25 protein-coding genes and 1 pseudogene are annotated in these 25,105 nt (G+C 38.6%); 14 read left to right on the top strand and 12 right to left on the bottom strand.

The genetic code is table 11. The features are described from left to right. Nucleotides 1-39: 39 nt before the first annotated feature. The 4 genes from NL42_RS08600 to ubiG all read right to left on the bottom strand — a co-directional run bounded on the left by NL42_RS08600 (nt 40) and on the right by ubiG (nt 2,898). Nucleotides 40-453, bottom strand: coding sequence for an RcnB family protein (locus NL42_RS08600; protein WP_461312454.1), 414 nt, complete (start codon nt 451-453; stop codon nt 40-42). A gap of 218 nt (nt 454-671) precedes the next feature. Then, nucleotides 672-1,418: a YciK family oxidoreductase gene (locus tag NL42_RS08595; protein WP_461312453.1), complete on the bottom strand. Its 747-nt coding sequence runs from the start codon at nt 1,416-1,418 to the stop codon at nt 672-674. Between the two features lie 68 nt (nt 1,419-1,486). Beyond that, nucleotides 1,487-2,188, bottom strand: coding sequence for an HAD family hydrolase (locus tag NL42_RS08590; protein WP_461312452.1), 702 nt, complete (start codon nt 2,186-2,188; stop codon nt 1,487-1,489). Further along, entirely contained in the window at nt 2,185-2,898 is a 714-nt protein-coding gene (gene ubiG, locus NL42_RS08585; RefSeq protein WP_003655787.1) for a bifunctional 2-polyprenyl-6-hydroxyphenol methylase/3-demethylubiquinol 3-O-methyltransferase UbiG, read from the bottom strand. The genes NL42_RS08590 and ubiG overlap by 4 nt, the downstream gene beginning before the upstream one ends. 180 nt (nt 2,899-3,078) lie before the next feature. Here ubiG and NL42_RS08580 point away from each other — a divergent pair, with 180 nt between their 5' ends. Next, nucleotides 3,079-3,696 carry a thiol:disulfide interchange protein DsbA/DsbL gene (locus NL42_RS08580; RefSeq protein ID WP_461312451.1) on the top strand — a complete coding sequence of 206 codons (618 nt, stop codon included), beginning with the start codon at nt 3,079-3,081 and terminating at the stop codon, nt 3,694-3,696. 107 nt (nt 3,697-3,803) lie between these two features. Here the strand turns inward: NL42_RS08580 and NL42_RS08575 are convergent, their stop codons facing one another. Both NL42_RS08575 and NL42_RS08570 read right to left on the bottom strand, forming a co-directional pair. Continuing rightward, nucleotides 3,804-4,451, bottom strand: a complete 648-nt coding sequence (locus NL42_RS08575; protein WP_198496956.1) for a TetR/AcrR family transcriptional regulator — start codon at nt 4,449-4,451, stop codon at nt 3,804-3,806. Nucleotides 4,452-4,588: 137 nt separating this feature from the next. Next, nucleotides 4,589-5,227, bottom strand: coding sequence for a TetR family transcriptional regulator (locus tag NL42_RS08570; RefSeq protein WP_427962555.1), 639 nt, complete (start codon nt 5,225-5,227; stop codon nt 4,589-4,591). A 173-nt stretch (nt 5,228-5,400) separates the two neighbouring features. Between NL42_RS08570 and NL42_RS08565 the strand changes: the two genes are divergently transcribed. The 6 genes from NL42_RS08565 to NL42_RS08540 all read left to right on the top strand — a co-directional run bounded on the left by NL42_RS08565 (nt 5,401) and on the right by NL42_RS08540 (nt 11,533). Continuing rightward, nucleotides 5,401-6,426: a ferredoxin reductase gene (locus NL42_RS08565; protein ID WP_461312450.1), complete on the top strand. Its 1,026-nt coding sequence runs from the start codon at nt 5,401-5,403 to the stop codon at nt 6,424-6,426. Between the two features lie 33 nt (nt 6,427-6,459). Beyond that, a complete protein-coding gene (locus NL42_RS08560) occupies nt 6,460-7,623 on the top strand; it encodes a fatty acid desaturase family protein (protein ID WP_461312449.1) in 1,164 nt (387 codons plus the stop codon). Nucleotides 7,624-7,796: 173 nt separating this feature from the next. Beyond that, nucleotides 7,797-8,513: a ribonuclease PH gene (gene rph, locus NL42_RS08555; RefSeq protein WP_262473589.1), complete on the top strand. Its 717-nt coding sequence runs from the start codon at nt 7,797-7,799 to the stop codon at nt 8,511-8,513. A 134-nt stretch (nt 8,514-8,647) separates the two neighbouring features. Continuing rightward, a complete protein-coding gene (locus tag NL42_RS08550) occupies nt 8,648-8,782 on the top strand; it encodes a hypothetical protein (protein ID WP_262409250.1) in 135 nt (44 codons plus the stop codon). Between the two features lie 21 nt (nt 8,783-8,803). Beyond that, on the top strand, nt 8,804-10,969 hold the full coding sequence (locus NL42_RS08545; protein WP_461312448.1) for a phosphocholine-specific phospholipase C: 2,166 nt from the start codon (nt 8,804-8,806) through the stop codon (nt 10,967-10,969). A gap of 396 nt (nt 10,970-11,365) precedes the next feature. Then, a complete protein-coding gene (locus NL42_RS08540) occupies nt 11,366-11,533 on the top strand; it encodes an ABZJ_00068 family colistin stress protein (protein ID WP_461312447.1) in 168 nt (55 codons plus the stop codon). On the opposite strand, the gene nadC is transcribed toward NL42_RS08540, so the two are convergent. Next, nucleotides 11,530-12,375, bottom strand: a complete 846-nt coding sequence (gene nadC, locus NL42_RS08535; protein WP_461312446.1) for a carboxylating nicotinate-nucleotide diphosphorylase — start codon at nt 12,373-12,375, stop codon at nt 11,530-11,532. The two genes, NL42_RS08540 and nadC, sit on opposite strands and share 4 nt — an antisense overlap. A gap of 171 nt (nt 12,376-12,546) precedes the next feature. On the opposite strand from nadC, the gene ampD reads away from it, so the two are divergent. Together ampD and murJ are read left to right on the top strand one after the other, a co-directional pair. Next, nucleotides 12,547-13,116, top strand: coding sequence for a 1,6-anhydro-N-acetylmuramyl-L-alanine amidase AmpD (gene ampD, locus NL42_RS08530; RefSeq protein ID WP_461312445.1), 570 nt, complete (start codon nt 12,547-12,549; stop codon nt 13,114-13,116). A gap of 72 nt (nt 13,117-13,188) precedes the next feature. Then, nucleotides 13,189-14,739: a murein biosynthesis integral membrane protein MurJ gene (gene murJ, locus NL42_RS08525; RefSeq protein WP_446091577.1), complete on the top strand. Its 1,551-nt coding sequence runs from the start codon at nt 13,189-13,191 to the stop codon at nt 14,737-14,739. A gap of 49 nt (nt 14,740-14,788) precedes the next feature. Here murJ and NL42_RS08520 read toward each other — a convergent pair whose 3' ends face one another. The 5 genes from NL42_RS08520 to NL42_RS08500 all read right to left on the bottom strand — a co-directional run bounded on the left by NL42_RS08520 (nt 14,789) and on the right by NL42_RS08500 (nt 20,186). Beyond that, nucleotides 14,789-15,484: an FKBP-type peptidyl-prolyl cis-trans isomerase gene (locus tag NL42_RS08520; protein WP_238612849.1), complete on the bottom strand. Its 696-nt coding sequence runs from the start codon at nt 15,482-15,484 to the stop codon at nt 14,789-14,791. 49 nt (nt 15,485-15,533) lie between these two features. Next, nucleotides 15,534-16,259 carry an FKBP-type peptidyl-prolyl cis-trans isomerase gene (locus NL42_RS08515; protein ID WP_049838324.1) on the bottom strand — a complete coding sequence of 242 codons (726 nt, stop codon included), beginning with the start codon at nt 16,257-16,259 and terminating at the stop codon, nt 15,534-15,536. 191 nt (nt 16,260-16,450) lie between these two features. Continuing rightward, nucleotides 16,451-18,634 (bottom strand): polysaccharide biosynthesis tyrosine autokinase, encoded by a 2,184-nt coding sequence (locus NL42_RS08510; protein ID WP_461312444.1) that lies wholly within the window; start codon nt 18,632-18,634, stop codon nt 16,451-16,453. Nucleotides 18,635-18,652: 18 nt separating this feature from the next. Continuing rightward, on the bottom strand, nt 18,653-19,081 hold the full coding sequence (locus NL42_RS08505; protein WP_461312443.1) for a low molecular weight protein-tyrosine-phosphatase: 429 nt from the start codon (nt 19,079-19,081) through the stop codon (nt 18,653-18,655). Between the two features lie 4 nt (nt 19,082-19,085). Continuing rightward, complete coding sequence (locus NL42_RS08500; protein WP_461312442.1) at nt 19,086-20,186, bottom strand: polysaccharide biosynthesis/export family protein; 1,101 nt, start codon at nt 20,184-20,186, stop codon at nt 19,086-19,088. 355 nt (nt 20,187-20,541) lie between these two features. Between NL42_RS08500 and tviB the strand changes: the two genes are divergently transcribed. The 5 genes and pseudogenes from tviB to NL42_RS08475 form a co-directional block, all read left to right on the top strand. Further along, nucleotides 20,542-21,816 carry a Vi polysaccharide biosynthesis UDP-N-acetylglucosamine C-6 dehydrogenase TviB gene (gene tviB, locus NL42_RS08495; RefSeq protein ID WP_461312441.1) on the top strand — a complete coding sequence of 425 codons (1,275 nt, stop codon included), beginning with the start codon at nt 20,542-20,544 and terminating at the stop codon, nt 21,814-21,816. A gap of 13 nt (nt 21,817-21,829) precedes the next feature. Next, on the top strand, nt 21,830-22,954 hold the full coding sequence (wecB, locus tag NL42_RS08490) for a non-hydrolyzing UDP-N-acetylglucosamine 2-epimerase (RefSeq protein WP_461312440.1): 1,125 nt from the start codon (nt 21,830-21,832) through the stop codon (nt 22,952-22,954). A 34-nt stretch (nt 22,955-22,988) separates the two neighbouring features. Beyond that, nucleotides 22,989-24,242 carry a UDP-N-acetyl-D-mannosamine dehydrogenase gene (gene wecC, locus NL42_RS08485; RefSeq protein WP_461312439.1) on the top strand — a complete coding sequence of 418 codons (1,254 nt, stop codon included), beginning with the start codon at nt 22,989-22,991 and terminating at the stop codon, nt 24,240-24,242. Then, nucleotides 24,243-24,797: an acyltransferase gene (locus NL42_RS08480; protein WP_461312438.1), complete on the top strand. Its 555-nt coding sequence runs from the start codon at nt 24,243-24,245 to the stop codon at nt 24,795-24,797. Nucleotides 24,798-24,802: 5 nt separating this feature from the next. Beyond that, nucleotides 24,803-25,105 (top strand): annotated as a pseudogene (locus tag NL42_RS08475) (hypothetical protein); the annotation flags it as partial.

Genomic DNA, 25,105 nt, shown 5'->3' with positions numbered 1-25,105 from the left:
TTTATCCTTCTTGCTCAGCGATAGCGAGGTTCTATCGCGTTAAAAACCACGGATACTAACAATACTATTAGAATCAGTGTCGACTAAAATATAGTCATTGTTGATTTTGTACCATTGTTGGTTTCGGTCTGGTCTTGGCAAGTTACTGTCTTTATAGTCGACTTTGTAGCCATTGCCACGATAGTGCTGTGGCATAACATAGCCAGGCTGCCAGCGATGCTGTTTTAAGCGTTCAAAGCCACGTTCTTCGCGCATACGGCGTTCGTCACGGATACGATCTTCATCATGATCACGTCCAAATCCTGGCCCACGATCGTTCCATTCACCGCGTGGTCCTCCACCTTTAGGACCTTTGGGGCCATGGCCTCGGTCAAAAGGAGGATCAGCAAAGCTCGCCATACTTGTGGTGAGTACGGCTATGGAAAGGGTTAAGATTGTGAACAACTTTTTCATGATGCATCCTCGTTTACATCTGATGTCTCTCATGTTGAATACTCTACGCGCAAAATGCAGAGAAACTGTGAAGATCATTTAATGGTTCAATTAAAATTACGGATAGATCAAGAGTTTTTTATCAATAATAAAAAAGGCTTGGATATATCTTTTCAGGTATAGGCAAGCCAGATTTGATGATTGGCCGTAATTTAATTTAGCTTTTCATCTTTAACTTTTTAATCCTGTGCATCAATACTTTGACCATTGAGCGCCAAGCTATCATCACCCATTAAATAAAGGTAAGCAGGCAAGATCGATTCTGGTGTCGGTAGTGTTTTCGGATCTTCTTGTGGGTAGGCTTTAGCACGCATTGCAGTACGCGTTGCACCTGGATTAATGCAGTTAAAGCGGATATTTGGATAAGTATGTTCCGCTGCAAAAATTTTGCTCACTGCTTCAATTGCAATTTTTGAAACAGAATATGCGCCCCATAAAGCACGTGCTTCACGGCCTACACCCGAACTGGTAAATACGACAGAGGCATTTTCTGATTTTTGCAAAAGTGGTAATAATGCTTGAGTCAAAGCAAAAGGCGCGCGTAGGTTAACCGCCATGACATCATCCCAAGTTTCAGTTGGATAATGTGCTAGCTCTACGCGTTCACCTAAAATACCCGCATTATGCAAAATACCGTCTAGGCGTCCAAACTGCTTTTCGAGCGTATCGACTAAAAAGTCATAATCACGGTCAGAAGCACTCGAAAGTTGTAATGGCAAAATCGCTGGTTGCGGTGCACCCAGACTTTCAATTTCATCATAAATAACTTCAAGTTTATTTAAGGTTCTACCATGCAGTACAACGGTTGCACCATGTAGGGCATAAGTCAGAGCGGCAGCTCGCCCAATTCCATCGCCAGCACCGGTGATTAAAATAATTCGATCTTTGAGTAGATCCGGACGAGGTTGGTATTCTGAATATTTCATTGGTAAACCTCCTTCTTTTTATATTGATAAAACAAACAACTGTTAAAAAAGCCTATAAAACTCTTATGTTAACTTATCATACGCTGATTTTCCTGTAGAGCAGGAAGCTTTTGACGTAACATATGGTGTAATTCTGTCACCGTATTTACAATCGAATCGGCCTGCCATGCAGCGAGATCATCACGATGTTCGATTGGTAAATAGCCGTATGCAGCCAAAATAGTATACATATTGGCATTGCGACCAGCATCAATATCACGTGGATGGTCACCCACATAAATAATTTCATTTGCTGGGATATTTAACTGTTTAGCCGCCAGATACATCGGTTCTGGATCTGGCTTGGTTTTACTGACGTCTTCAGGACACACCAAAACCGCACAGCGTTCGGTCAGATTTAACTTTGCTAAAAGAGCTTCACTTAAACCGCGTGGTTTATTGGTCACAATACCCCACGGAATCTGCTGAGCTTCTAACTCTTCTAAAAGCGGATACATGTCTTCAAACAGGTCTGTATCAACCACAATATTATTGCCGTAAATATCTAAAAAGTTTTGACGATGTGCCAAGAAAATTGGATTGGCCACATCCAGCTCTGGATAGACCAATTTAACCATCGCACGGGCACCTTCAGAAACCTGAGTGCGAATGAGGTCTGCATCAACAACTGGACGTCTTTCATCACGGCACATTTGCTGAATAATACGAATGAAGTCGGCAGCCGTATCGATAAGAGTACCGTCTAAATCAAATAAAACAGCTTTCATCATGCACCTGTATTTATCGTGTGAACCATATAATTAACGTCAACATTTGGCGCTAACCAGTAATGCTTGGTTAGTGGGTTGTAGTGCAGTCCTGTCATTTCTTTTAAAGTAAGACCTGCATTACGAATGTCATGTGCCATTTCAGATGGTCGAATAAATTTATGATAATCATGTGTACCTTTTGGCAACATGCGTAGTACGTATTCTGCGCCAATAATGGCAAATAAATAAGATTTTGGGTTACGGTTAATGGTTGAGAAGAACACATGGCCGCCCGGTTTAACCAAAGCCTGACAAGCTCTTACAATAGATGCTGGATCTGGAACGTGTTCCATCATTTCCATGCAAGTGACCACATCGTATTGACCGGCTTGTTCTTGTGCTAATTCTTCTACAGGAATTTGGCGATATTCAATATTTTGAACATTGTCTTGCTGAGCATGCAAACGGCCAACAGCTAGCGGTGCTTCACCCATATCAATACCAAGTACATCTGCTCCACGACGTGCCATGCTCTCTGCCAAAATACCGCCACCACAACCGACATCAAGTACTTTTTTACCAGCAAGGCCGCCTACACGCTCATCAATCCAGTTTAAACGGAGTGGATTAATTTGATGAAGTGGGCGAAATTCAGAATGTTGATCCCACCATTTGGCAGCAAGTGCTTCAAACTTTGCGATTTCTTGTAAATCAACATTCAATTGCGACATGGTGCTACCTCTAAACTTGGGTTATCTTTTTGGATATAGTTCGCCGTTAGTGTAGCGATTATTGGGAAAAAAGCGATAAACCCAATAAAAAACTTCACAGAAGCAAAACGAATTTAGCATATTTGTTTTATATTTAGAGCATAAGCTAATGCATAACAACTTAGAGGAAAAGCTGTAGCAATGAAAAAATTGGTTTTGGGTGTTTTAAGCGCAGCAATTATGGCCGTATCGGGTGGTGCAATGGCAGCAGATTTTGTTGCTGGTAAAGACTACACCGTGATTGCCAATCCAGGCAAAGTGGAAGTTCCGGGGAAAATCGAAGTTCGCGAGTTCTTTTGGTATGGATGTCCACACTGTTTTAAACTTGAACCGCATATGCAAACGTGGTTAAAACAGATTCCTAACGATGTGCGTTTTGTACGTACACCAGCTGCAATGAATAAAATGTGGGAACAAGGGGCGCGTACGTATTATACATCTGAGGCATTAGGTGTACGTAAACGCACGCATTTACCATTGTTCCATGCGATTCAGGTGAATGGTCAGCAAATTTTTGATCAGGCTTCTGCTGCGAAGTTCTTTACTCGTTATGGCGTGCCTGAACAGAAATTTAATAGCACTTACAACTCATTTGCTGTGACTGCAAAAGTTGCTGAGTCAAATAAACTTGCTCAACAGTACCAATTAACAGGTGTTCCTGCTGTTGTAGTTAATGGTAAATATGTCGTGCAGGGTGAAGATGGTAAAGTCACTCAAGTTCTTAACTATTTAATTGAGAAAGAACGTAAAGCCAAATAAGTTGTTTCGGCTTTACTTCAAAAATGGGCTTCATCTGAAGCCCATTTTTTTCAATTAAAATATATATCGCTGTTCAAATTTTTGTTAATGATCACGAAATATTTCAATTAATTTTTTGGGCTTTCATCTTCAATTTGAAAATTTAAAACATCAAAATTAACAGTTTGAGTTGGTAGCGATAATGCCTGATTAATATATAAATTAATTAATTTTTGGCGAGAACCAATAGAGCGCTGGTAATACGTAGAATTTAAAAGCAGTGATGCGCCGTAAGTCAGTGACCAGATATAAGACAAATAATCACGAATCGACATATCATAATTCAATGATTTTAAATAATTTTCAGTAATATCTTTAATAGCTAAAATACGCTGTTGGCGGATTTCATAAAGTTCTTCGAAAAGATGCTTCAACTTAGACTCTGTCATCGTCAGATTTTCTTCAAGTTGATGCAATAGAATCGTTTTCCCAGGCGTGAGCAAATGGTGAAGCATGTAATGAGGAGCGTATTCTTTGAAATCTGTATTATATTTTTTAGAAATTTCTAAAATTTGCTTTTCATTTTGAATAATGAGCTCAAGTAGAAGCTCATTTTTGCTTCTAAAGTGCTTGTAAAGTGTGCCTTTAGCAATATCCAGCTCGGCCACTAACTCATCTAGAGTAATTTCCTGATTGTTTTCTAGTAACAACTTTTCTGCCACGCTCAGAATTTTTTCTTTGCGCATCAAAAACTGTGTATGACGATCAAGATTCATAGGTATTCCCACACCAGTTTGGCCTAACTAATAATTTACTTCCTGTAAAAAGAAAAAGACTTTTCTCGAAATTTTTAGCCTTTTTCTTTCTCTCTTTACGTATTACCACATAACCTGTTTTTTGTCATTTGCCGCTTCTATCGTTCCCAGTTTGCAATCCCTCTAAAGAGTAAGCGAACTTGTGTAGAGGCATTTTCAATAAAGGCAGTTTGTTGCTGTTTGAGCTGCTCATCTTGATATTGTTTAGATAGGTTGAGCCACGTCATTGCCCATGTAAATGACATGTTGGTCAAAATGGTAGATAAGACATTTAAGTCTTCAGGTTGTTGAATATGTTTAAAATTTTCGAGTTTGGTGAGATCTGTTGTTAAATCTTCAATTAGAAATTCGATTTCTCGGGCAATTGCTGCACGGACCGTTTCTGAACCTCCCCAACGTTCGGAAATCATAAATTGCCACTGCTTAGGGCTGTGATTTACCGCCTGAACAAATAGCTCAATGCTGGTCTGAGTTTTGGTCGATTTATGTTGTAAATAACTTTGCCCCAATTGATGCAAAACACTTTTTAAGTGTAGTGCGACTTGGTCAACTAGTTCTTTACCAAGTTCATCCATGTCTTGAAAATGACGATAGAACGCTGTCGGTACTAAACCAACTTCACGTGCAACTTCACGCAAACTGATACTACTGAACGAACGCCCAGACGTGCTTAGATGCAAGGCTGCATCGAGTAGTGCCTGACGACTTTGCTGTTTTCGTTCATCCCGTATCGACATTAAAAGAGCCTATTTAAACCGTGAGCCAGAGTCTAACAAAAAAGAGCAAACTTTCATAAAAAAAATAGTGAACAAGTGTTGACTGAGTGAACAGTTATAAATATAGTGTACATATGTTCACTATACGAACATGTGTTCACTCAAATAAATAGCCAGATACAAAAGAGGAACGTATGAACGCAACACTTAGTTATCAGCCACATTTGGTTCGAGAAGATTTCGTTGATTTTGTTTTGCAAAAAATTAACGTGACTTGGGCTTGGAAACGCGTACTTGCAGAAGTTATCGCAGTTCAGTCTCTACATACCGATATGGTGCTGATCAAGCTTAAACCGAATCGTAATTTTAATTTCGATCAGGTACGTGCTGGGCAAAGTATTTTATTAACGCTACTTATAGATGGAGTTTACCAACAGCGTAGTTATTCACTTATTGAAGTAACTCCTCAAGGTGAAATCTCTTTAGGGATTAAAGTACAAGGCTTGGTGTCTAGTGCAGCTCAACGATTGCATGTTGGGGAGTGCATTGAGATTTCACAGCCACAAGGTGATTTTACTTTGCACCAAGGCCCACAACCTGCAATTTTAATTGCGTCAGGTAGTGGCATTACTGCAATTTATTCACTTTTGCAGCAAGCTTTGAAACAGCAGCTTGAACAGATTCATGTCATTTACTTTAATCGCGCAGAAATTTTTCATGCTGAATTAAAAGCTTTGGCAGAAAAGCATCCAGAGCTTAAATATCATTTTTTTAATACCGCTGAGCAAAAGCAGCATTTAACTGAAGACCTATTGCAAAACTTGGTTCCTGATTACGCGCAGACTGCAACCTATGTGTGCGGACACCACGGCATGATGCAACAGGCAAATCAAATTTATGCGCAGCAAAGTGCTCAGTCACAGCTTCATCAAGAGTTTTTCATGCCTGTTCAAATCGAACAGTCTAATGAAGCACAACCAATCATATTCCGTCGTTCGCAACAAAACTTTCTTGCCACGACAACGTTATTAAGCAGTGCAGAGCAAGCTGGCTTACGTCCACAGCATGGTTGTCGTATGGGTGTATGCAACCAATGTACGTGTACCAAAGTCAGTGGTGTCACCCAAAATATATTAACAGGTGAAATTGACGATCAACCAAATCGTGCAATTAAGTTATGCGTGAACCAGGCATTAAGCCCAGTCACGATTGATCTATAAAAACAAACATAAAAGAGATTTGAGGATACCATTATGAATATGGCAATAGAACTTAAAGCAGTATCAAAATCGGCACATTTAACCCCAGAGCAAACAGAAGCTTTTGGTCGCCGCATTGAAGAAATTCGTCTTGAAGTGATGAAAGATCTCGGGGAAGAAGATTCAAAATATATTTACAAAGTACGTAATTTTGTACGCTACACAGAAGTTACTTCTCGTGGAATGTTGATGTTTGGTGGTTGGATTCCACCAATATGGTTGTTGGGTACGGCTATGCTAGGCGTATCTAAAATCGTTGAAAACATGGAACTCGGTCATAATGTAATGCATGGTCAGTTTGACTGGTTAAATGATCCAACGCTTAATGGTGCAACCTATGACTGGGATACGGTGTGTACTGGTGAAGACTGGAAATATACCCATAACTATAAGCACCATACCTATACCAATGTGTTTGGCATGGATCATGATATTAGCGGTTATGGTGTCATGCGCATGAGCCGTGAGCAAAAGTGGGAACCTCGTTTTTTATTCAACGTGCCAATGGGTTTTGTATTGTCAACGGGTTTTGAATGGCTACTGGCTTTGCAACGTCTAGAGATGGAAAAAGTGTTGTTTGATGGCACCAAAACTTGGAAAGAAGTGTATGTAGAATCTAAAAATCTACGTAAAAAAATGGTACGTCAGTTTGGTAAAGATTATGTGCTATTCCCACTCATTGCAGGACCAATGTTCTTGCCAGTATTGGCTGGTAACTTTTTTGCTAACTTGATTCGGAACTACTGGGCATCGACCGTGATTTATTGTGGCCATTTCACAGAAGACTCTGAAATTATCACTGACAATATTGATAATGAAACCAAAGCAGAGTGGTACTTGCGTCAGATTCGTGGTTCAGCAAATTTTACTGGCGGTAAAATCATGCATTTCTTGAGTGGTAACTTGAGTCATCAAATCGAACATCACTTGTTTCCTGATGTACCTGCTAACCGCTATCAAGAGATGGCACCTAAAGTACGTGAAGTTTGTGCAGAGTTCGGTCAACAGTACAATACCGCGCCCTTTGGATCTCAAATTTTGAGTGTGTATAAACGTCTGGCTGTTCACTCTTTGCCTGATAATTTGGTTGATCGTTTAGTGGCGACCAAGCGGACCTTTGTTGAAGCGGTGAAAGGCATGTTTGGCAAAACTGCTTAATAAAGATAGAGCATTATTTAAGGCATTCCAAATAGCTCCTTTTAAGGGGCTATTTTTATTTTTGAGTTATTAAAAGTGCAGACTTACATTTGAAAGTAGGGAATAAACTCAACCTGTCAAAATCCTTTGCTATACTATGCCCAGATTTGTATTTAGAGAAGTTAGGAAGGATTATGCGTATTGACCAACGTGAATTAGACCAATTACGTGAAGTGAAAATTACACGAAACTATACCCGCTACGCTGAAGGTTCTGTACTGGTCGAATTTGGTCACACCAAAGTCCTTTGTACTGCAAGTATCGATAATTCGGTTCCACGATTTTTAAAAGGAAAGGGACAGGGCTGGGTTACTGCTGAATATGGCATGTTACCGCGCTCAACACATTCACGTTGTGACCGTGAAGCAGCGCGTGGTAAACAGTCGGGCCGGACACAGGAAATCCAACGTCTGATTGGTCGTAGCTTACGTGCTATGGTCGATTTGAAAAAGCTTGGCGAAAATACGATTACCATCGACTGTGATGTGATTCAGGCAGATGGCGGGACACGAACTGCAGCCATCACTGGTGCAGCTGTTGCCTTGGTTGATGCAATGAATGTTTTGTTATCTCAAAAGAAAATTAAGCATGATCCGCTTAAAGGATTAGTTGCTGCAATTTCTGTGGGTATGTATCAAGACGAAGTACTACTTGATCTTTGTTATGAAGAAGATTCGAACTGTCAAACTGACTTAAACGTGGTGATGACGCAAGCTGGCGAATTTATTGAAATTCAAGGTACAGCCGAAGATAAACCATTTACTCGTGCACAAAGCAATGACATGTTAGAAATGGCTGAAAAGGGAATTGCCGAGCTGATTAAAAAGCAACAAGAAGCTTTAGGCTGGTAATTTTACACTTTCTAAAAAAGCGCATCTTCGGATGCGTTTTTTTATGTCTTCATGAAATCGACATCAAAACATCACTTGCCTGTCACTTTTACACGTTATTAGTAGTTCGCATTTAAACCGTTTGGAAAAAACTGATGCGAAAACTTTCACTTCTATTAATTACTTCTTTAGCACTTCTGCTCAGTGCTTGTAACGATGATAACGACTCAGACAATTCATCGCCAACAACACCGCCAACCAGTAATTGCAAAATGCACTGTGCACCATAATAAGAACTTAGGATAGAACTAATGAATCGTCGCGAATTTCTTTTAAATTCTACAAAAACAATGTTTGGGACAGCTGCTCTGGCTAGTTTCCCTTTAAGTATTCAAAAAGCGCTGGCAATCGATGCCAAAGTTGAAAGTGGGACTATTCAAGATGTTAAACACATCGTGATTTTGACTCAGGAAAATCGCTCATTCGATAATTATTTTGGAACACTAAAAGGTGTACGTGGTTTCGGTGACCGCTTTACTATTCCAATGACGGAAGGCCGAAAGGTTTGGGAACAATATGATGCGAAGAAAAATAAAATATTGCCTTACCATTTAGATAGCCGTTTAGGAAATGCACAGCGCGTTTCAGGTACGCCTCACTCATGGTCGGATGGTCAAGCCGCTTGGGACAATGGTTGCATGAGTGATTGGGTAGCGCATAAAAAGCCACAATCAATGGGATATTATAAAAAGCAGGAAGTGGAATATCAGTTTGCATTAGCCAATGCTTTTACCATTTGTGACGCTTACCACTGTGCGATGCATGCAGGTACTAATCCAAACCGTAAATTTATCTGGACTGGAACGAATGGCCCTACAGGTGCAGGTGTTGCCAGTGTCGTAAATGAGTTTGATGGTATTGGTCCTTCAAATGAGGGTTATGAATGGACGACTTATCCTGAGCGCTTACAACAGGCTGGTGTTAGCTGGAAAATCTACCAAAATATGCCGGATAACTTTACAGACAATCCTCTAGCTGGTTTCAAACAGTACCGCCGTGCAAATGAGCAGTCAGGGCAACCTGTAAGTAATGATGCTCTCGTTTGTCCTACATACGATGAAAAGATTGATGCAACACAGCCGCTTTATAAGGGTATTGCCAATACCATGCCAGATGGTGGTTTTTTAGGAACTTTTAAAGCAGATATCGCTCAAGGTAAATTACCGCAAGTAAGCTGGTTGGTTGCTCCTGCGACCTATAGCGAACATCCGGGGCCATCTAGCCCTGTACAGGGTGCTTGGTATATTCAGGAAGTATTAAATGCTTTAACTGAAAACCCTCAAGTTTGGAGTCAGACGGTTTTATTAGTGAACTTTGATGAGAATGATGGTTTCTTTGACCATATTCCTTCACCAAGTGCACCTTCTAAAGATGAAAAAGGTGTAGTTCAGGGGAAAACGACTTTAAGTGATCAGCAAGTGTCTTATGAGTACTTTACTCATCCAGCAGTCGCTACAGCAAAATCTCAACCCGCAACAGATGGACGTGTTTATGGACCGGGTGTACGCGTTCCAATGTATGTGATTTCACCATGGAGTCGTGGGGGATGGGTGAATTCACAAGTCTTTGACCACACCTCTATTTTACAATTTTTGGAAAAACGTTTTGGTGTGCAAGAGCCAAATATTAGTCCATACCGCCGTGCCGTGTGTGGCGATTTAACGACAGCTTTTGATTTTAAAACTCCGAACCTTTTGCCTGTAAATGAGTTAGTAGGTAAGAAAACAAAAGCAGAAGCCGATGCTATTCGTGTTGCTCAAGCTTTATTGCCACAAGTTCCGGTTCCAAGCCAGCAACAATTTGCTCAGCAGGAAATGGGCATAAGACCTTCACGTGCTTTGCCTTATATTTTGCATACCAGTGCTAAAGTCGATGTAGCACAAAAGACAGTCAAGCTGATGTTTTCAAATACAGGTAAACAGGCAGCGGTTTTCCATGTGTATAACCGATTAGATCTTACAGCGATTCCACGCCGTTATATGGTTGAGGCAGGTAAACAGTTAGATGATATCTGGAATGCTACAAATGGACAGTACGATTTATGGGTACTTGGACCAAATGGTTTCCATCGCGCATTTAAAGGTAATTTAAGCCAAGCTAACCAGACTCAAGCATTGCCAGAAATTAGAGTGTGTGTGGAAGAATGTGATGCGAATTTGTATTTAAAAGTGCGTCATGATGGTAATAAGTCAGTCAAGCTCACAGTCAAGGCAAATGCTTATCTTGCAAATAAGACATGGACTATAGAAACGGATCGTTCTGAAAAAGAACTGGTTTGGGATATGTCTGAATTTGGTGGCTGGTATGACTTCACTGTGACATTAGCTGATGATGCTACTTTTAGCCGTCGCTTTGCTGGCCGTATTGAAACCCAAGAAGATTCAATTTCTGATCCATATATGGGTTATTTAGTGTAATGGATGAGTGATTAAGCTGAAGTTTTGGGTTAATGATTTATTTTAAATTAGCTAGCACGACGGAGCTTTATCGTTTATTCATTCAGTGGAAGTAGCTAATTCGTTACTTTGGTTTTGCCCAAAGTAACCAAATGCATTTGTCCTCTACAAAACCTGTTCTCTTTCTGCATATATCTGATTTATTGCAAAAACAATATATTTATAGATTTTGGGCAGGTTGTAGATGACATCTCACATAATCTAATGTTGGGAAATATAAAGGAAGAGAGGTACTATCTTGTTGTGTAGATGAATAATAAAAACAAAGATTTACCTTTTGTAACAGAACCTTCTAAGCCTCGTCATATTTATCTTTTATCTTGGAACCCTGATTTTTTAAAGTAATGGGGAAAATTTATGCTACAAGGTTTTATTGTATTATTAGCAGTAGTTACATTTGTTTTAATGGCGGCCGACCCACGTGATAGTGGGGCACAAGCGACTCAGTCAGCGTGGCAGAAAACACAAGCAGCGGACATGACCAAGTCGCAAAAATATACTAATAACGATACGGATTTTATTTAAGCATTAAAACGCATTGATAAATCAACAGCTCTAACGTCTTTAGTCAGCACGCCCATAGAAATGTAGTCAACACCAGTGGTGGCAACTTCGCGTAAGTTTTCAATGGTGATATTACCTGACGCTTCGAGTTTACAGCGACCAGCAACATGTTTTACAGCATCAATCATTTGCTGTTGACTGAAGTTGTCGAGCATAACAATGTCTGCACCAGCTTCAAGCGCTTGATTTAGTTCATCCCAAGTTTCAACTTCGACTTCAACAGGTTTGCCTGGCGCAATTTGATGTGCTTTTTTAATTGCCTGAGCAATACCACCCGCCGCCATAATATGATTTTCTTTAATTAAGAACGCATCAAATAAACCGAGACGATGGTTCTGTCCGCCACCAATAGCCACAGCATATTTCTGTGCAATACGTAAACCTGGTAAGGTTTTACGTGTATCGAGAAGTTTTGTATTTAAACCTTCAAGCTGTTGAACGTATTCAGCAGTTTTTGTTGCAACCGCAGATAAAGTTTGAATAAAGTTTAAAGCAGGACGCTCTACAGTAAGTAAGCTACGTGCAGAACCAGCAAGTTTTAAAAATGCTTCGTTTGCAGCAACACGCTCGCCTTCTTGTTTTAACCAAGTTACCTGTACAGTATTGTCATAAGCTGAGATGAGTGCATTTACCCAAGGCTGGCCAGCTAAAACCATATCTTCACGGCTAATAATGGTCGCGGTTGCCTGCTCATCTTCAGGCGTGAGCATAGCGGTAATGTCACCGTCCCCAATATCTTCTTGTAATGCTTGTTGAATATTGATTTGAATTGATTGTTCAAGCAAAGACTGAGGTATGCTCATACGGTTTCCATTTTGTAGATGACCCTAAAACTTGCGATATATTAGCACCGTAGACTTTAAAAATAAGCTGTTTTATGAGATTAATCGCGATAAACAATCGCATTTACTGCTTTGAAAAGTAGATAACTGCTTTAAACTAAAACAATTGGTAAGCAATTTATTGGCATCTCAATGAAGCAAATCACACCGTATGAAGTTATAGATGGACAATTAAAAGGGGCGAGACAAATCCCTTCTCCAAATTTTAACCAGCGGCCGACTGGTACCGAAATTCAAATGATCGTCGTTCATAATATTAGCTTGCCACCGTCTCAATTTGGAGGTGGATATATTGAGCAGTTTTTTCAAAATAAATTAGATTGGTCAGTGCACCCTTATTTCCAGACCATTGAAGGCATGCAAGTTTCTACACATCTGTTAATTTTACGAACAGGTGAAGTCCTACAGTTTGTTAATTTTAATGATCGGGCATGGCATGCAGGACGTTCGGGCTATTTAGCCAAAGTAGAATGCAATGATTATTCAATTGGTATTGAGCTTGAAGGAAGCGATGATTTACCTTTTGAAGAAGTACAATACGAAGTATTAACCGATGTGGTTAAGGTTATTCGTCAGGCTTATCCCGAAATTAAAAACCATATTGCAGGGCATTCAGACGTTGCGCCCGGCCGAAAAACTGATCCGGGACCTTATTTTAAATGGCAGCACTTTAGACAATTACTTGCTCAGAAAAAAAGTTGAGTTCATTCATCATTTCACAACGAAAAGATTTTCTAGTTTCATTACAATAGCGTCTTTCGAATATAGCTGTAGGTGAGTACGATGGCATTGTGGCGATCGACTTTTATTGTCAGTGCAATGACGATGTTGTCACGAGTGTTAGGTTTAGTGCGTGATGTCGTATTGCTCAACGTGTTTGGTGCGGGTAAAGATTTTGATACCTTCGTCGTCGCTTTTCGTATTCCCAATTTCTTTCGACGATTATTTGCCGAAGGTGCCTTTTCTCAGGCCTTTATTCCAGTATTAACTGAATATAAAACAGGCCGAGCACACGCTGAAGTGCAGATCTTGATTAGTAGGGTATTTGGCTGCTTATTAACAGTCATGACCCTACTTACTTTTGTGGCTATGGTTTTAGCACCTGCAATCATTTATATGTATGCACCCGGTTTCCATAGCGATCCTGAGAAGTTCGATTTAGCAGTCAGCATGTTCCGTCTGACCATCCCTTATTTATTATTTATGTCACTCACTGCCTTCGCGAGCAGTATTTTAAATAGTTATGGTTCATTTGCTTCACCAGCTTTTTCACCCGTGTTGCTGAATGTCGCGATGATCGCAGGTGCATGGTGGCTTACGCCGTATATGGCTGAACCGATCAAAGCATTAGGCTGGTCAGTGGTGGCAGCAGGGGTGTTGCAGTTAGCTTTGCAGATTCCAGAATTATGGCGTAAAAACCTGCTGATTCCACCTAAAGTTGATTTTAAACACGAAGGTGTAGAGCGTATTTTAAAATTAATGCTTCCAGCTTTATTTGGGGTATCTGTTACTCAGATTAACCTATTATTAAATACGATTTGGGCTTCTTTCATGCAAGATGGTTCAGTATCTTGGCTCTACAGTGCAGAGCGTATGACTGAATTGCCGTTAGGTTTAATTGGCGTTGCGATTGGTACAGTGATTTTACCTTCTCTTTCTGCACGTCATGCAGAACAAGATCAAGCCAAGTTCCGCGGTATGATCGACTGGGCTGCAAAAATTATTGTATTAGTTGGCTTACCAGCAAGTATTGCCTTATTTATGCTTTCTACTCCAATTATTCAGGCATTATTCCAACGTGGCGAGTTTGACCTACGTGATACACAAATGACAGCGCTTGCACTGCAATGTATGAGTGCCGGTGTGATTTCGTTTATGCTGATTAAAGTCTTTGCACCTGGTTTCTATGCACAGCAAGATACTAAAACCCCTGTACGTGTTGGTCTAATGTCGGTCGCAGCCAATGCTATTTTAAACGTTGTATTTATTGGTTTCTTCAAGCTAATTGATTGGCATGCAGAGCATATGGCACTTGCATTGGCATCTTCTGGCTCGGCTTTAGTAAATGCGGGGCTACTCTATTTCTATTTACATAAACGTAATATTTTCCGATTTGATTCGCATTGGAAAAAATTAGGGCTTCAATATGGTTTGGCTAACCTTACCATGATTGCAGCGCTCTGGTTTGCGTTAAATTGGTATAACGGTGAGCTTTCACAGTGGTTACGCATTGCCGAAGTGGTGGGATTGTGTGTAGTCGGCGTAGTCGCTTATCTGGTGGCTCTAGTTGTTACAGGTTTTCGTCCTAGAGACTTAAAACACTAAAAAATAAAAAAGCGATCTTAAATGATCGCTTTTTTTATATCTAATGGATTTATTTTGGTAAAACTTGCAATAATTCAATATCAAAAATTAAAGTACTATTTGGACCAATCGTGTCACCAGCACCGACTTCACCATAAGCAAGATTCGCAGGTATAAAGAAACGGGTTTTTCCGCCTTCTTTCATGGTTTGTAGACCTTCTGTCCAACCGGCAATGACTTGGCTGAGCTGAAACTCAACTGGATGATTACGAGCAATAGAACTATCAAATACGGTTCCATCTAGTAAACGACCTTCATAATTCACTTTAACGCGAGAGGTAGCTTTCGGTTTTTGTCCATTACCTTCTTTTAAGACTTGGTATTGGAGACCAGATTTAGTTGTTATCACACCAGATTTTTTTGCATTATCAGCAAGAAATGCCGCGCCTGCTTGAGCGTTTAATTGACCTGCTTTTTGAAACTCGACGAGTTGTTTGGCTTCTAATGTTTTCTTATAGTCATTAATCGCTTTCGCCATTTCTTCATCAGTTAAGCGTGCTGTTTTACTTTGAGCACCTTCTTGGAGACCTTGGTAAAAAATATCAAGATTCAGATCTGTTAGCGCATCCGTATTATTACGACCCATTAAATAGCCATAACTATAACTAAATTGTTCTTTTGCTGGGCTTTTATTCGTTATAGGAGTTGCAGCAAAAACAGATAAACTCATGGTTGATGCTGCAATAATTAAACCGATTTTTTTCATGCCGTTTTCCAAAAAAAAGGAGAGTAGTGTTCTACTCTCCTGAATGTTTTTATTTCACTGAAATAAGTTCTACATCAAAAATCAGTGTACTGTTTGCTGGAATGCCAGGAACTTCCTGAGGACCATAGGCAAGATTTGATGGAATGAAGAAAGTCGCTTTACCGCCTTCTTTCATTAATTGAAGTCCCTCAGTCCAGCCTGGAATAACTTGATTAAGAGGGAACTCAACTGGCTCACCGCGTTTATAAGAACTATCAAAAACCTGACCGTTAATTAAACGACCTTCATAATGTACTTTAACAACTGACTGAGCTGTTGGCTGTTTGCCAGTACCTTCTTTAGTAATGATATATTGCAAACCAGAAGCTGTTGTTTTTACGCCAGCTTTTGATTTATTTTCTGCAAGGAACTGCGCATCTGCAGATTCAGGAGTAGCACCAGCAGCTTGCTCCGGTTTATTTTGTTGTTGCATTTTTTGCTGCAATTCTTTTTCATAAGCGGTTACAGCAGCTTTTAACTCTTCTTGAGTATAAGCACTTGGCTGCTTACTACGAGCATCATGAATACCTTTCACAAATGCTTTTGTATCTAGTTCAGGTGGAGTTTGCTGAGCAACTTCATACCCAAGAACATAACTGATTTTTTCAATTGGAGAGGCATTTTTATTTGCCTTGCTTCCGACTTCTGTGGTCGGATGTTGGCTTGCATAATATACTGGTACAAGTGCAGCACCGCCTAAAACTACAGCGACAGCAATGGGTAAGGCTTTACTCATAAAAAGTTCCAAAAATAATCATTTGAGTCTAAAAGGCTGCTTTTGATCTTAGCATGCTTAAGCATAGAATGTTTAAGAAAAAAAACGAGTGGTTTTTTATATATTTTAGTTAGTTTTAGTAGGGATATACTTAAAAAATCTTAAATAAAAAAACCGGATCATTTGATCCGGTTTTTTTTATCACTTTACACTTAATCTTCTTTTTGTGCTTTATAAGCATAGGCGTAGTTATAGCCGTAACCATAACCAGCACTAGCACGTTGAATGTCATTGAGAATAAAGCCGTTGACTTTAACACCCGCTTGTTCAAAGCGATTAAGTGTTAATTCAAGCTCTTTCATTTGTGACTTAGCATAACGAGCAACAATTAAGTTCACACCAGTGTATTGCGAAATAATAATACCATCTGTTACTGCCAACACTGGTGGAGTATCAATAATGATGTGGTCATATTGACTTTGTAGCTGTTCAAGTAATTCTTTAAATTGGTTTGAACTTAGAATTTCTGAAGGATTTGTTGGACTCTTACCACGCGTAATCACATCAAGGTTTGCGACAGGAGTCTTATGCAAAACTTTTTGTAGATCAGCTTGTCCACTCAATAATTCAGAAAGACCTGGCTTGACATCAACATCGAAATATTTGTGCATATAACCGCGACGCATATCGGCATCAATGAGTAATACACGTTTATCACCTTGCGCGAAAATCGTTGCGAGGTTGGTCGAAATAAATGATTTACCCACTTCTGGAGAAGGGCCTGCAATCATAATGATATTATTTTTCGCACTCGCCAATGCAAAGTGAATCGCAGTACGGATACTACGTAAGCTTTCAATTGCAATATCATCACTATTTTTAACAGCAAGAATAGGAATACTCTTCTTCTTCTTTAAAATCTTAATACGACTTTCTTGAATTGGAGATCGGGGAACTGTTGCATAAACTGGTAAATCCAGTTCATTTTCAATTTGTCCAGAATCTTTAATTCCTGTACGTAACATATTACGTAATAAGGCAATTAATGTCCCTATAAAACCGCCTAAGAATAAAGATAAGATAAGGACTTGTAACTTTTTAGGTTTAATCGGTTCAACTGGTTCAACAGCAGTATCAACGACACGTACGTTTCCAATTTCACCAGCTTTTGCGATACGGAGCTGTTGATAAGAGTTTAATAAAGCAGTGTAAAGCTGGGTTTTTACTTCAACCTCACGATACAATTGTAAATATTGACGTTGTACGTCTGGCAATTGTTTTAAAGTGCTGTTGAGTTCACCAATTTGTTTATTGACCGCTGAAAGCTGGCCATTAATTTCACGCATTGCAGGGTGGTCAGCAGTATATTTTGCGGCCATTTCTGCCTGCTTTTGTTCAAGCTCTGCTTTCTTCGTTTCTAAAGTAATGCTTTGAGTTAAATAAAGCTCTGATTCTTTTGTTACATCCACAGTGTTGTACTGTTGACGAAACTTGTTAAATTGACGCTCAGCATCATCTAATTGCTTTTTCAAATCAGGTAATTGTTCATCCAAAAACTTTAAAGTTTGTGCAGATTCGGCTGAACGACGTTCAATATTTTGCGCACTATAAGTTACCAAAATAGCATTTAAGACTTTAGTGATATGCTCTTTATCTTGACCTTGATAGTTTAGACCTAATACACCCGTAAGCTTACCGCGTTCTGCGACTGAGTAATTTAAGCTAAGTGCATTTACAGCAGCTGGTATAGATAAATTTTTAATATTATAAGTTGGATCGAGTTGGTCTTTGGTAAAGATTGCAATTTTCCAAAGTCCATGTGGGCCAGCGACGTGATTAGCTTGATTTAACGGAACAGTTAATATTACTTCTTCTGTTTCTGGGTCGGTCAAACGCAAGGATTGTTTATCAAAATTAAGAAGTAAATTTTTGTCTAAATAATAAGCTGGAACCTCAAATTCACGAACTTCAAAACTTTTTAAATTATCTTTAAATAAAACTGACTTTTTAGTGTATTCCGTTTTATATTCACTGTCGCTTAATAAACGATGAGTAAGTGTATTTTCTGTACTGGAAATATGAATATTTAGATGCAAATCTTTAATGACAGAACCCAATACTAAACGAGATTTTAAAATTTCAATTTCTGCTTGAGCAGGAGACTTTTGCTCAATCATTTGTGATAAATCGCCTAAAAGCGCAGCAGAAGCTCCTTTGCTGTCTTCAACTTGAACCAAAGCATCAACCGAATAAGTATCAGGTGTTACACGTAAATAGAGTAATGCACATACAAGGCTTAAAATAATGCACAGGGCGATAAGTTTCCACTGAGCAATCAGTGAAAAAAATAATTCCTTTAGATCAATTGTATCTTCGGTATTAGTATTTTGGTTCATAAGCTTAAAATCTGAATGTTAAATATAAGGTTTCCAGTCATCAACACATTGTTGTATGAGTTGGCAAGTTTCATCAAAAATAGTTTGATCATGCTGATAAGGATCTGGCACATTTTTGTTTTGCCAATGGCCTAAGCGATAGGTTTTTCCCTTTGCAAAAGGCCAGGTTTGCTCAATATGTTTTTGCTGGTTGTGACTCATGACTAAAATCAGGTCAGCTCTTTTGATATGCTCCGCATTCAGTTTGCGCGCAACATGCGGTTGCATATCAATACCTAATCGTTGCATACAAAGTCGAGCTTTTTCATCAGCTTGATGACCAATAAGCCCTGAAATTCCTGCTGACTCAATATTTAATTGTGGGTATTTCTGTTTTAAGAAATACTCAGCCATTGGGCTACGGCAGATATTTCCAATACAGACGACTAAAATATTTTTAAACTGCATGAAATTATTGTCCCAATCGATCTATATTATATAACGCGCTTGAGAATGGAATAATTTGGTTCACAACACGCTGCCAGCGAGTCAAACCAGTCGCATCAACATAAACAATATCATTACTACGTAGTTTAAATTGATTGGCTAATCCGAAATCACCAATACTCATTAAGTTTAAATGATAGAGTTCTGTTGTTCGGTCATTTGGATTCGTGCGTAAAACATAAATACGGCTAGCACTAGCAGATAAAGGATTTAAACCTAAGCTTTCACCTAGAGCATCACTTAAAGTCATGCCTTGATCACGCATTGGTAATGCTTGGTTCTTACCAGACTCACCCATGACATAAATCTTTTGATTTTCGCGAGTGCTGACATAAATTGTGTCATTTGGTTGTACTAAAAGTTTATGTAAAGAATAACCCGCTTTTTCTAACTCAATCGTATTTAAGTTATATGTAACGCCATTACGAATGAGTTGAACGTAGGTATTGTCACCTTTATCAGTTACCCCTCCAGCAAGACCTAAAGCTGTGTATACACTTACTGGCTGATCGCTTAAGTAGAACTGACCACCCTTTATGACGCTGCCTTGAACAGAAAAGCGCTGTCCCTCATACGATAGTACACGTACGATCACATCTGGGTTTTTTAAGAAGCGGGAAAGTTGGCTGCGAAGTTCGCGATTGACTTGAGCAAGGGATTTGCCAGCAGCTTTATAGCGCCCGACTAGAGGGAATTGAATATAACCACTTTGGTCAATTGGGTAACCACTTGCTTGTACAGATTGTTCATTATTAACATTGTTTATAGGTGGAGTAATTTCAGGATATGCCCAAAGTTGAATAGAGAGAACATCTCCAGAGCTTAAACGATATATTGGCTGTTGGCTCTTAAAAAGAGTCGCATAGTCACGTTGATAATCAACCTGTGCAGGCTGTATTGCGGGTAGAGTTTCTTGTGAAATTTTAACCACATTAACCGTAGTTCCAAGGTCGGTTTTATAAACGCCTTCACTTGGAATATCATAAGTTTGTAAACCGGAGGTAACTGCACAACTAGCAGCACTTAAACTTAAGGCAAGAACAGAAAAAAACTGGCAATACTTCACACGCGACCCTTTGTGTATTTATCTTTAATTGATATTGTCCACTGCATAGTAACAAGTGTCTATTAAACGCAGGCTGAACAGATTCTAGCTGAAAAGAAATGAAAAAACATCGAAAAATCGTATAGCTTTGTATGTTTAGTTTATCTGAACTGCCCATTTAGACTATAGTCACTTATCAGAAATATTAAAAATGTACTATTTTAGCTAAACTAATAAATTCTACTTATAAGTGCTGTAAACACATTTATACAATTGGTATGCGGTGCTAACTTAAAATCTGATATAGTACGCTGCATTGTAAGTGCCAAAAGCATGATTTATTAGATATAAACTCTAAGGAAAAAGGCTCGTTTATATGCAAATTGCCAATTTAAAAATAGCAATTATTGGGTTGGGCTATGTAGGCTTGCCATTGGCAGTTGAGTTTGGGAAAAAAGTACCCGTAGTTGGTTTTGATATTTATCAAAAACGTATTGATGAGCTCAAAAGCGGTAAAGATCATACCTTAGAAGTTTCTACACAAGAATTAAAACAGGCGGTGCAATTAAGTTATACCGCTGACTTGAATGATTTAAAAGATAGTAATTTTTTTATTGTAACTGTTCCAACACCAATTGATGACTTTAAACAGCCAGATCTCACACCTTTAATTAAAGCATCGACTAGTATTGGTCAGGTGCTTAAAAAAGGGGATGTTGTTGTTTATGAATCTACCGTGTATCCGGGTGCAACAGAAGAGGTATGTATACCTGTTTTGGAAAAAGTTTCAGGTTTGAAATTTAATCAAGACTTTTTCGCAGGCTATAGCCCTGAACGCATTAACCCTGGTGATAAGTTGCATCGCGTAACTAATATTTTAAAAATCACTTCAGGGTCTACTCCTGAAGTGGCTGATTATGTTGATGAAGTATATAACCTGATTATTGAAGCAGGAACTCATAAGGCACCGAATATAAAAGTAGCAGAAGCCGCTAAGGTTATTGAGAATACACAACGTGATGTCAATATTGCTCTAATTAATGAATTAGCTCTTATTTTTAATAAATTGGGTATAGACACAGAAGATGTACTCAAGGCTGCAGGCACCAAGTGGAATTTCTTACCTTTTCGACCGGGGCTGGTCGGTGGGCATTGTATCGGTGTTGATCCTTATTATTTAACACATAAAGCGCAGTCTATTGGCTTACACCCAGAAATTATTTTAGCAGCTCGTCGCTTAAATGATCGTATGGGAGAGTATGTGGCGACTCAACTCATTAAAGAAATGGTAAAGCGACGTATTCAGGTTGTTGGTGCACGTATTTTAGTAATGGGCCTTAGTTTTAAAGAAAACTGTCCAGATATTCGTAATACAAAAATTATTGACTTTATTAAAGCCCTTAAAGAGTACGACTTAGATTTAGATATTTGTGATCCGTGGGTAGATGATACAGAAGTCCAACACGAATATGGTTTAGCACCAGTTAAAGAATTGAAGCAAGGTGTGTATGATGCGGTCGTTATTGCCGTTGCTCACGATCAATTTAAGGCAATGACCGCAGAAGAGTTTCACGCATTAGGTAAAACCAATCATGTACTTTATGATTTGAAATATGTATTAGATCAACAAGAATCATCTATACGTTTATAAGGAATTAGTTCACGTGAAAAGAGTTTTATTGGTATTTGGAACAAGACCAGAAGCAATAAAAATGGCGCCATTGGCCTTAAAATTACAGCAAAATATTGAAGACTTCGAGACTAAAGTTTGTGTAACTGGACAACATCGCCAAATGCTGGATCAAGTTTTAGAGCTCTTTAATTTAAAACCAGATTTTGATTTAAATTTAATGAAGCCCGGACAAACATTATCTGATGTTACTTCAGGAGTACTCAAAGGCTTAGAGCAAGTTTTTGAACAATGGCTACCAGATATAATCCTTGTTCATGGAGATACGGCAACGACTTTTGCGGCTTCATTAGCGGGCTATTATCATAAAATTAAAATTGGACATGTTGAAGCCGGTTTGCGAACTGGGGATCTTTATTCGCCGTGGCCCGAAGAAGCAAATCGTCAGCTTACAGGGGTTTTAGCAAACTATCATTTTGCCCCTACAAAGTCGTCTTATCACAATTTAGTAAAAGAGAATGTGAATCCTGAAACAATTATTGTGACTGGAAACACAGTTATTGATGCACTATTGCAAGTAAAAGATAAAGTTGAACAAGATCAAGATTTAATTCAAAAGTTTGAGCGAGAATTTAAATTTCTTGATAAGAATAAGAAGTTAGTTTTAGTTACAGGACATAGACGCGAAAACTTTGGTCAAGGTTTTTTAAATATTTGTACTGCATTAGCTAATCTGGCAAAAAAATTTAGTGATATCCAAATTGTATACCCAGTCCATTTGAATCCGAATGTGCAAAAACCTGTAAATGAATTGCTATCAGGTGTAGATAATATCTTTTTAATTCAACCCCAAGATTATTTGCCATTTGTATACTTAATGAACCGTAGTTATCTTATCCTGACTGATTCAGGCGGTATTCAAGAAGAGGCGCCTTCGCTTGGAAAACCTGTTTTGGTTATGCGTGATACTACTGAACGACCAGAAGCTGTTGATGCAGGCACTGTGCGTTTAGTTGGTACTGATGTGAGTACAATTGAAAAATCAGTATCGGAGTTATTGGAAAATACCTCACTATATAATGCTATGGCTGCCGCACATAATCCTTACGGTGATGGCACATCTTGTCAGCAAATTATTGATTTCTTAAAAAGAAATTAATTTATTTTTATTGTTTTAATTTAAAGTATTGAATATGAATAAGTCGTTTAAACATATCTGCGTTATAGGTTTAGGTTATATCGGTTTACCAACAGCAGCAACTTTTTCTGCGCATGGAATAAAAGTTACAGGTGTGGATGTTAACCAACATGCTGTAGATATGATTAACCAAGGGAAAGTGCACATTGTTGAACCTGATTTAGATGCATTGGTACGTGATGTTGTTGCACAAGGGAAGTTGTCTGCTCAAACTACACCATTAGAAGCAGACGCATATATAGTTGCAGTTCCTACCCCTTTTAAAGATGATTATCAGCCTGACCTCAAATATATTGAAGCAGCTTCGAAAGCCTTAGCTCCTTTTTTGAAAAAAGGTAATCTTGTTATTCTTGAATCTACTTCTCCTGTAGAAGCCACGGAACAAATGGCAGCATGGCTGAGCGAAGCACGTCCAGATTTAAGTTTTCCTCAGCAAAAAGGTGAAGAGGCAGATATTTTAGTAGCCCACTGCCCAGAACGAGTATTACCAGGCAAGGTTTTACAAGAACTGATTAGCAATGACCGCATTATTGGTGGGATGACACCACGCTGTTCAAGAGCAGCCTGTGAGCTATACAAAACTTTTGTGAAAGGTGAATGTATAGAAACAAATGCACGTACTGCAGAAATGTGTAAGTTAACAGAAAACTCTTTCCGAGATGTTAATATTGCCTTTGCAAATGAGCTTTCTATTATTTGTGATAAGTTGGATATTAACGTTTGGGAATTAATCTCTCTAGCAAACCGCCATCCTCGAGTAAATATTTTACAACCTGGCCCTGGTGTGGGTGGACATTGTATTGCTGTTGATCCATGGTTTATTGTTGCTAAAACGCCAGAGCAAGCGCGGTTGATTCGTACTGCACGTGAAGTAAATGATGCAAAACCTGAATGGGTCATCGACCAAGTTAAAATTAAAATTGCCGAATTTTTACAAGCTAATCCAAACAAGACAATTCAAGATGTAACTATTGCTTGCTATGGCTTAGCTTTTAAACCTGATATTGATGATCTTCGTGAGAGTCCAGCACTTGAGATCACTAGAAAGTTGGCGAGCCAAGGTTTAAATATTCTCGCAGTAGAACCGAATATCAATGAACTCCCAAACCAACTTCCTTCAAATATTAAACTGATTTCTGTTGAAGAGCATCAGCAAGCAGACATCCATTTAATTTTGGTTGATCATAAACAATTTAAAAATATGGACTTCTCTTTTTCCTATGTTGTAGATACTAAAGGTATTCTATAAATGTATAATTTATTTAAAATTTTTTTTAGGCTAGGGGATTATTATAGAGGTCTAAAACTTTTTTTGCTTATACATTTATGTGGGGGAGTTTGTAAAGGTATTCCTAAAGTAGGGAAGAATGTTATTTTCAAATATCCTCCACATAAAGGAATAGTGATTGGTAAAAAGTGTGATATAGGTGCTTTTAGTCATTTTGATATACCACCATTAGGTAAATTAATAATAGGTGATTATGTGAAAATGACACAAGGAGTTGTGATTTCTGCAATTAATAAGGTTGAAATACAGAATAATACTCTAATTGCAGAGTGGGTATCTATCAGAGATGCACAGCACTTATTTGATAAAAGTGAGCCAATAAATAAACAAGGGATGAAGAGGGGCGAAATTTTAATAGAAGAAGATGTGTGGATAGGTCGTGGTTCTAGTATTTTTCTAAATACTATAATTCGCAAAGGTACAATTATTGGTGCTGAATCTATTGTAAAAAGTATAGAAATTCCATCAATGCAAATACATGCGGGTAATCCACTTAAGTTTATAAAGAATAGATAGAGTGTATGAAGATTTTATCCAAACTTATAGCAGGAGGGATAGTTATACAGTTGCTCGTAGCAGTATCTGTTATGATATCTTCACGACTTTATAAGCCAGAAGTATTTGGTGAATTAGGTTGGTACTTAAGTTTTGCTTCAGTGTTTGCGATTGTTGCTGCTTTGCGATTTGATTATATTGTATTGAGTGATAGGGTAAACGAAGAGGAAAAAAAAGAATTTTTTTCTAATGCTATAGTTGTTAGTCTTTTAATTTTTTCTTTATTATCACTATGTACTATAGTTGCTAATAGTATTTTTTCTTTCAAA

The organism is Acinetobacter sp. GN11 (assembly GCF_054823985.1).
This window is presented reverse-complemented; position numbering and strand designations above follow the sequence as displayed.